The sequence below is a fragment of the Phenylobacterium sp. genome, assembly GCF_030651755.1.
Classification (GTDB): domain Bacteria; phylum Pseudomonadota; class Alphaproteobacteria; order Caulobacterales; family Caulobacteraceae; genus Phenylobacterium.
Window position 1 is genome coordinate 1 of record NZ_JAUSBZ010000151.1, and the last position, 4,897, is coordinate 4,897.

7 protein-coding genes are annotated in these 4,897 nt (G+C 68.7%); 4 read left to right on the forward strand and 3 right to left on the reverse strand.

Going from position 1 to position 4,897, the window contains the following annotated elements; all coding sequences use genetic code 11:
• Positions 1-1,063: nitronate monooxygenase family protein (locus tag Q7V15_RS14575; RefSeq protein ID WP_304756462.1), on the forward strand; the 1,063-nt coding region annotated here is incomplete at its 5' end.
• On the opposite strand, the gene Q7V15_RS14580 is transcribed toward Q7V15_RS14575, so the two are convergent.
• Genes Q7V15_RS14580 through Q7V15_RS14590 form a run of 3 tightly spaced genes read right to left on the reverse strand, consistent with a single transcriptional unit; the run spans position 1,038 to position 2,989 of the window.
• Entirely contained in the window at positions 1,038-1,241 is a 204-nt protein-coding gene (locus tag Q7V15_RS14580; RefSeq protein WP_304756463.1) for a DUF2892 domain-containing protein, read from the reverse strand. The genes Q7V15_RS14575 and Q7V15_RS14580 overlap by 26 nt on opposite strands.
• Before the next feature lie 30 nt (positions 1,242-1,271).
• Positions 1,272-1,709 carry a thioredoxin domain-containing protein gene (locus Q7V15_RS14585; protein ID WP_304756464.1) on the reverse strand — a complete coding sequence of 146 codons (438 nt, stop codon included), beginning with the start codon at positions 1,707-1,709 and terminating at the stop codon, positions 1,272-1,274.
• Between the two features lie 2 nt (positions 1,710-1,711).
• The gene (locus Q7V15_RS14590) at positions 1,712-2,989 is read right to left on the reverse strand and encodes an NAD(P)/FAD-dependent oxidoreductase (protein WP_304756465.1); all 1,278 of its coding nucleotides are present in this window, start codon (positions 2,987-2,989) and stop codon (positions 1,712-1,714) included.
• Positions 2,990-3,152: 163 nt separating this feature from the next.
• On the opposite strand from Q7V15_RS14590, the gene Q7V15_RS14595 reads away from it, so the two are divergent.
• The 3 genes from Q7V15_RS14595 to Q7V15_RS14605 form a co-directional block, all read left to right on the forward strand.
• Positions 3,153-3,506, forward strand: coding sequence for a rhodanese-like domain-containing protein (locus Q7V15_RS14595; protein ID WP_304756466.1), 354 nt, complete (start codon positions 3,153-3,155; stop codon positions 3,504-3,506).
• 19 nt (positions 3,507-3,525) lie between these two features.
• Positions 3,526-4,560, forward strand: a complete 1,035-nt coding sequence (locus Q7V15_RS14600; RefSeq protein ID WP_304756467.1) for an efflux RND transporter periplasmic adaptor subunit — start codon at positions 3,526-3,528, stop codon at positions 4,558-4,560.
• Positions 4,557-4,897 (forward strand): efflux RND transporter permease subunit (locus tag Q7V15_RS14605; protein ID WP_304756468.1); only part of this gene is annotated, 341 nt, incomplete at its 3' end. The genes Q7V15_RS14600 and Q7V15_RS14605, both read left to right, overlap by 4 nt.

Genomic DNA, 4,897 nt, shown 5'->3' on the forward strand with positions numbered 1-4,897 from the left:
TGAGTTGTTCGGGGTTGAACACCCCATACTGCAAGCGCCCATGGCTGGGGCTTCAGGGGTCGCCCTGGCGGTGGCGGTCAGCCGGGCTGGCGGCCTGGGCGCCCTGCCCTGTGCGCTCCTGACCCCCGATCAGGTCCGCCAGCAGGTCACGGAGTACCGCCAGGCTGCGACAGGGCCGCTGAACCTCAACTTCTTCTGCCATCGGCCTACGGAGGATGACGAGGCGGCCGAGACCGCATGGCGGCGACGCCTGGCGCCCTATTATCGCGAACTTGACCTCGACCCGCTGGCGCCGGCCACAGGGGCGGCCCGCGCCCCCTTCGACGACGCATTCTGCCGTCTGGTGGAGGAGGTTCGGCCAGAGGTGGTCAGTTTCCATTTCGGCCTGCCGGAGCCCGTCCTCCTGTCGCGGGTCAGGGCGACGGGCGCCAAGGTGATCAGTTCGGCCACCACGGTGGCTGAGGCGATTTGGCTCGCCGAAGGCGGCTGCGATGCGGTCATCGCCATGGGCTATGAGGCCGGCGGCCATCGCGGCAGTTTCCTGACCGATGACATGAGCGCTCAGCCCGGGCTGATGGCCCTGCTGCCCCAGATTGTCGATGTGGCGCCCGTCCCCGTCATCGCGGCGGGGGGTATCGCCGATGGGCGCGGGATCGCCGCAGCCTTCGCTCTGGGCGCGGCCGCGGTTCAGCTCGGCACCGTCTACCTGCCCGGTCCCCAGTCCCTGATTCCGGCCTTCCACCGTCAGGCGCTGGCTCGCGCCGCCGATGACAGCACGGCCCTGACCAACCTGTTCACCGGCCGCCCGGCCCGGGGGCTGATCAACCGGTTGATGCGGGAGATCGGGCCAATGTCCGCTGATGCTCCAGAATTCCCCAAAGCCGCCGCCGCCCTGGGTCCCCTGCGGACGGCCAGCCCTGCCCCAGAGGATTTCACCAGCCTGTGGGCGGGTCAGGCCGCCGCCCTGGCGGACGCGACCGACGCCGAGGAGCTGACCCTGCGTCTGGCCAAGGCCGGATTGTCGCGGTTGGCCGCTCTCAGCGGAAAGCCTGCCCCGGTTTGATCCCCAGTTTCTTGAAGACCATCGCCGCCGGGCAGAAGCCGGTGAAGGCCGCCTGGATCATGTTGGCGCCGGCGAATGCGCTGAGCAGCATCCACCAGGGGCTGACCAGATAGGCCAGGGCCACCCCAGCCAGGACGACGAGTCCGGCGAAAACAAAGACGGCGCGATCAAGGGTCATTTCAGTTGTTCCTTTTGACAGGCGCGCGGCTCATGCCGCGGCCAGGGCCTGGTTCACCCAGCCGGTGATCTGGTCGGTGGTCAGGGCGCCGGTCCTGCGGGCCACCTCGACCCCATTGTTCAACAGGATGAGGGCGGGGATTCCCGACACCCCCAGGCTGGCGCTCGCCTCGGGCGCCTCGTCGGCGTTGAGTTTGAGCAGCCGAACTCGGGGCTCCAGCCGGCCGGCGGCGGCGGCGAAATGCGGGGCCATGGACCGGCAAGGTCCGCACCAGGGCGCCCAGACGTCCAGCAGCAAAGGAAGGCCGTGATTGGCCCGGCGGTGAACCCGCAGCCCTGCCGCGTCGACATCGGTCGGATGGCCCTGGAACAGCCGGGCGCCGCAGCGACCGCACTTGGCGCCGGCGGCGTCACGCTCTGGAGGGATTCGATTGGCCGCCGAGCAGGCGGGGCAGACGATCTGAAGCATGGTTAGGTCTTCAGCTTGCGGGCGCCGATGATGTCCAGGGCGAGCTTCTCGTAGAAGGGCGTCGCCTCACCACGGCGAATCTTGCTGAGGAAATACTTCTCGAAGCCGATCTTGGCCAGGTGCACCCAGCGGCCCTCGGCGGCCCAGTTCAGGTTGCGCGGCGGGATCTGCGGCTGGGCGATGAAGGCCACGCCGCTGTCGCCGAAATCGGCCAGGCAGATGGCGTTCCAGGTGGCCTGGTGGGTGGGCTCGGCGCCGGCCAGCAGCTCCTTCAGGTTCTCGGCGATGGCGGTCACCATGCTCTCGATCATGAAGCCGGTCTTGGGCACGCCCACCGGCACCGGGGTCTTGCCCATGGGCGGGATCGCTACGCAGACGCCGAGGGAAAAGACATTGGGATAGGTCGGGTTGCGCTGGTGCTTGTCGGCCAGGATGAAGCCCCGGGGATTGGCCAGGCCCTCGACGCCCATGACGGCGGGCACGCCGCGGAAGGCGGGCAGCATCATCGAATAGCTGAACGGCAGGTCGTGGGTCGCCTTGACCGACCCGTCCTCGGCGATCTCCTCCACCGCCATATGACCTTCGGTGACCCTGGCAACCTTGGCGTTGGTGATGAAACTGATGTGCCGCTGGCGCATCTCGCTTTCCAGCAGGCCCTTGGTGTCCCCCACCCCGTCCAGGCCCAGATGGCCCACATAGGGCTCGGCGGTGACGAAGGTCATCGGCACCTGGTCGCGGATCTTGCGCCGCCGCAGCTCGGTGTCGAGGATCATGGCGAATTCATAGGCCGGGCCATAGCAGGAGGCGCCCTGCACCGCGCCCACCACGATCGGCCCTGGCTTGCGGGCGAAGGCCTCAAAGGCCTCGGCCGCCCGTTCAGCGTGCTCCACATGGCAGACCGACTGGGTGAAGCCCTCGGGACCCAGCCCCTCGATTTCGTCGAAGGCCAGCTCTGGGCCCGTGGCGATCACCAGGTAATCGTAGAAGAGACTCTCGCCGTCCCCCAGCTCCAGGCGGTTCTCCTGCGGATGGACGCGGCGGGCGCCGACGCCGGTATAGCCGATCTTCTTCTTGGCCATGATCGGCGGTAGGTGAACTTCGATGGCCTCGCGCTTCCGCCAGCCCACCGCCACCCAGGGGTTTGAAGGCACGAAGTGAAAGGTGTCGCCCTGCGACACCACCATCACCTCGGCCTTTGAGCCGACGGCCTCCTTGATTTCGAAAGCGGCGACCGATCCGCCGAGGCCGGCGCCCAGAATGGCGATAACTGGCTTTTTCATCAGATAACCCTGATCTCTTTCCCGGCCCTGACATTGATCGTCATCAAGGCGGCGTCCGTCCCAAGGCCCCAGTTTGCGATCTCGCTTGAATGGGCCGTTGAAAGCTTTATATGCGTATCTGCGCATATACAATGATTTTCACGATAGGCCGGAGACCCGACCCATGACCCACGCCGTTGACCTCACCCCCGCCGATGTCCGTGACCGCCTCGCGGCCCGCCAGATCGTGCTGATCGATGTCCGTGAGCCGGCCGAATACGCCTCCGAGCGTATCCACGGGGCGCTGAACTTTCCCCTGTCCACCTTCGATCCCCAGGCCCTGCCGGCGGGGGGGCTCCGAGCCATCATCCTGCAATGCGGGTCCGGCAAGCGCTCGGCCATGGCCATGGATCTGTGCCGCAAGGCCGGCGTCGAGGTGGCGGGCCACCTGGAGGGCGGCATCGGCGCCTGGCGCGCGGCTGATCTGCCGGTCGTTCGCATCGACCCGGCCACCGGCGCCGTCCGCGACGCCCGCTAGAACACCGGAAGAGACGCCCATGCGCCCCCTGTTGACCGCAAGCCTGCTGGCCCTGACCCTGGGCGTCGCCGCCTGTTCGGAGACCGCCGCCCCCCCACCGCCGCCGGCGGTCCAGGCGCAGGGCGCCCGTCTCACCCTTCGCCTGCAGCCGGTCGATGACCTGAAGCCGGTGGCCGCCAGCGTGGTCACCCGCGACATGGCCGAAGCCCGGGCGCGGATCGGCGGCACCCTGACCGAGCTCAGGGTCCGGGAGGGGGACGAGGTGCGCAAAGGCCAGCTGATCGGGCGGGTCTCCGACCAGCGCCTGACCCTGGAAACCACCGCCTATGACGCCCAGGCCGCCGCCGCAGCGGCCGAGGCCGCCCGCGCCTCGGCCGAGCTGTCCCGGGTCCAGGTGCTCTACGACAAGGGCTTCTACGCCAAGGCGCGGCTGGAACAGGCCCAGGCCGCCGCCCGGGCCGCCGAGGGCATGGCCGCCGCGGCTCGCGCCCAGCGCGCCGCCAGCGCTGAGATGGGCTCCCAGGGCGCCATTCTGGCCCCCTCCTCCGGTCGGGTGGTGCGAGCTGATGTGCCGGCCGGTTCGGTCGTCGCCGGCGGGCAGTCGGTGGCGACGATCACGTCTGGCGAGCCGTTGCTGAGATTGGAGCTGCCCGAGGGTCAGGCCCGCGCCCTGAGGGTGGGTGACCAGGCGCCGGTCTCCGCCGCCGACCTTCCCGGCTTGGCGGCCTATGGAACCGTGGTTCAGGTCTATCCCTCCGTGACCGGCGGCCAGGTGACCGCCGACCTGCGGGTCGAGGGCCTGCGGGCCGACCTGATCGGTCAGCGGGTGCGGGTGCAGGTCAAGGTGGGCGAGCGCGAAGCCCTGGTGGTCCCCAAAGCCTATGTGGCGACACGGTTCGGACTGGATTTTATCCGCCTGATCGGACCTGACGGCGCGGCCCGCGAGGTGGCTGTGCAGGCGACCCCGGCGCCGACGCCCGGCCAGGTCGAGATCTTGTCCGGCGCCCAGGCTGGCGACGTCCTGATACCGCCGGCCCAGGGAGCGACCCGATGAATCTGGGCATTTCCGGCCGCCTGACCAAGGCCACCATCCATTCGCCGCTGACGCCCTTGGCTCTGCTGGCGGCCATCGCCGTTGGCCTGATGGCCCTGGTCACTATTCCGCGGGAGGAAGAGCCCCAGATCAGCGTCCCCATGGTCGACATCATGGTGGCGACCCCGGGCCTTCGCGCCGCCGACGCCGCCGAACTGGTGGCCAAGCCGCTGGAGACCATCGTCAAATCGATCGACGCGGTGGATCACGTCTATACCCAGGTGCAGGACGATCAGGTCCTGGTCACCGCCCGCTTTGATGTGGGTGAGGATCCTGAGAACGCTGCGGTGCGGGTCCA

What these genes read in the sequence shown, in the direction of transcription:
- Q7V15_RS14580 (WP_304756463.1), bottom strand. Translation starts at nt 1,241, where the DNA reads ATGACCCTTGATCGCGCCGTCTTTGTTTTCGCCGGACTCGTCGTCCTG.
- Q7V15_RS14585 (WP_304756464.1), bottom strand. Translation starts at nt 1,709, where the DNA reads ATGCTTCAGATCGTCTGCCCCGCCTGCTCGGCGGCCAATCGAATCCCT.
- Q7V15_RS14590 (WP_304756465.1), bottom strand. Translation starts at nt 2,989, where the DNA reads ATGAAAAAGCCAGTTATCGCCATTCTGGGCGCCGGCCTCGGCGGATCG.
- Q7V15_RS14595 (WP_304756466.1), top strand. Translation starts at nt 3,153, where the DNA reads ATGACCCACGCCGTTGACCTCACCCCCGCCGATGTCCGTGACCGCCTC.
- Q7V15_RS14600 (WP_304756467.1), top strand. Translation starts at nt 3,526, where the DNA reads ATGCGCCCCCTGTTGACCGCAAGCCTGCTGGCCCTGACCCTGGGCGTC.